Raw genomic sequence first — 2,313 nt, forward strand, 5'->3', positions numbered from 1 at the left:
GTGGAAACCCCAGCACGCCCTCCCGCTCGCCGCCTGGCGCTACCGGGTGACCGCGCGGCAGGGGGAGGACGGCGCCACCGTGGAGGCCGAGCTGCGGTACCGGCTGGAGCGGGACGCCCGGGCCGCCACCGCGCGCCGCGTCCTCACCCTCGCGCGGGACGCGGACGGCTCCTGGCGGGTCACCGCGGACCGGCCCGCACCGGGGGAGCCCGAACAGCTCTGGGACCAGGGCACCGCCCTGCGCACCGCCGTCACCGCGCGCACCCTGGTGGTCGCCTCCGGCTCTGCCGACCCCGGCGCCTGGACCGGACCCGGGGACACCGCCGCACGTGCCGTGAAGGCCGCCTGGCACACCGGGGTGCGGCCCGTGATCGTCGTCCCGGACTCCACCGACGCGATGGCCCGCCTGCTCGGCGCGCCCACCGGGACCTACCGCGACACCGCCGCCGTCACCACGCCGGGCGAGGCGCCGCGGGTCGTGGTCAACCCCGAGGCGTGGCAGGCGCTCGGCGAGGAGGCGCGGCAGGTCGTCCTCACCCACGAGACCGCGCACGTCGCGCTGCGCGCCCGCACCACCCCGCGCACCCCGATGTGGCTCTCGGAGGGCTGCGCCGACTGGACCGCCTACCGGACCTCCCGGCAGGACCCCGCCCGCACCGCGCCCGCCCTCGCCCGGGCGGTCCGCGAGGGCGACGTCCCGCAACGGCTGCCCGCCGACGGCGACTTCGCCTTCGGCGGCGACGCGGGGACGGTCGGCCGGGCCTACGAGGGTGCCTGGCTGGCCTGCCGCCTGGTCGCCGTCCGCTGGGGCGACGAGGCGGTCCGCGACCTCTACGAGGCCGCCGGGACCGACGGCGAGGAGGCCGCCCTCGGGCGCGTCCTGGGCGTCGACCGCGACGGCTTCACCGCCCTCTGGCGGGACGCGCTGCGCCGGGACCTGGGCGGCTGAGGCGCGCGGTGCGGGCGGTGGCCCGGGTACGCGGGCCATCGTCCGGCCGGGGTCAGCGGTGTGCCTGGGGCGACGGGCGGCGGGGAACACCCCCGACCCCCGCGCCCCTGCGGGCCATCGTGCCGCCGTCGGGGTGGGGTCAGAGCAGGTCGCGGAGGCGGTCGGCGAGGAGGTCCCAGCGCCACCGCTCCTCGACCCAGGCGCGGCCCCGCTCACCCATCCGGCGGCGCAACTCCGCGTCGCCGAGCAGCGTGACGATGCGTTCCGCGGCGTCCCCGGGCGAGCCGCCGGGGACCACCCAGCCGGTCTCCCCGTCGAGGACCGCGTCCGGGGCGCCGCCGGAGTCGCCGGCCACCACCGGCAGGCCCGTCGCGGACGCCTCCAGGTAGACGATGCCCAGGCCCTCGACGTCGAGCCCGCCCCGCCGGGTCCGGCACGGCATGGCGAACACGTCGCCCGCCCCGTAGTGGGCCGGAAGTTCCGACCACGGCACGGAGCCGGTGAAGACCACCGAGCGCTCCACCCCGGTCTCCCGGGCGAGCCCCCGCAGGTCCTTCTCGTAGGGGCCGCCGCCGACCACCAGCAGCACCGCGTCCGGCTCGGCGGCCAGGATCCGCGGCATCGCCCGGATCAGCGTGTCCTGCCCCTTGCGCGGCACCAGCCGCGACACGCAGACCACCACCGGCCGGTCGGTGAGCCCCAGCCGGGCACGCACCTTGTCGCCGCCGGAGCCCGGGTGGAAGGTCTTCTCGTCGACGCCCGGCGGCAGCTGGACCATCCGCGCGGCCGCCTCCGGGGTGAGCGCGTCCGCGATCCGCGAGCGCGTGTACTCGCCCAGGTAGGTGATGACGTCGGTGGACTCGCCGATCCGCCGCAGCAGCTGCCGGGCCGCGGGCAGCTGCGCCCAGCCCGCCTCGTGGCCGTGGGTGGTGGCCACCAGCCGGGTGGCGCCCGCCTTCCGCAGCGCCGGGGCCATCAGGCCCAGCGGGGCGGCGGCCCCGAACCACACCGAGGTGCAGCCGTGCTCGCGCAGCAGGCCGACGGCCCTGCGGGTGGCGCCCGGGGTCGGCAGCAGCATCGTGGTGCGGTCCCGCACCACCCGGAACGGCTGCTCCGCGTCGAAGGCGGCCGTCGCCTCGACGCCCTCCCGGCTGCGCTTCCAGGTGGACGCATACACCACGAACCGCTCCGGATCGAGGCGCAACGCGATGTTGTGCAGGAACGCCTGGATGCCGCCGGGGCGCGGCGGGAAATCATTGGTCACGATCAGCGTCTTGTGCATCGCGGACGACCCTATCCAACGGGCGCATGGGGAATCATGGCCGCATGCAGACCAAGGGCCCCACGCACCCCCCGTCCGCCAC

At 77.4% G+C, this 2,313-nt stretch carries 2 protein-coding genes; one reads left to right on the plus strand and one right to left on the minus strand.

All coding sequences use genetic code 11. From position 1 onward, the window contains the following. A partial coding sequence (locus tag ACOV8S_RS11150; RefSeq protein ID WP_448317623.1) for a hypothetical protein occupies nt 1-949 on the plus strand: 949 nt, incomplete at its 5' end. A gap of 139 nt (nt 950-1,088) precedes the next feature. Here the strand turns inward: ACOV8S_RS11150 and ACOV8S_RS11155 are convergent. After that, nucleotides 1,089-2,231 (minus strand): glycosyltransferase family 4 protein, encoded by a 1,143-nt coding sequence (locus ACOV8S_RS11155; protein ID WP_448317624.1) that lies wholly within the window; start codon nt 2,229-2,231, stop codon nt 1,089-1,091. Between the last annotated feature and the right edge of the window lie 82 nt (nt 2,232-2,313).

This window comes from Streptomyces sp. CO7 (genome assembly GCF_053474865.1).

Bases quoted from the DNA above. Each gene is read 5' to 3' on its own strand.
- ACOV8S_RS11155 (WP_448317624.1), bottom strand. From the start codon at position 2,231: ATGCACAAGACGCTGATCGTGACCAATGATTTCCCGCCGCGCCCCGGC.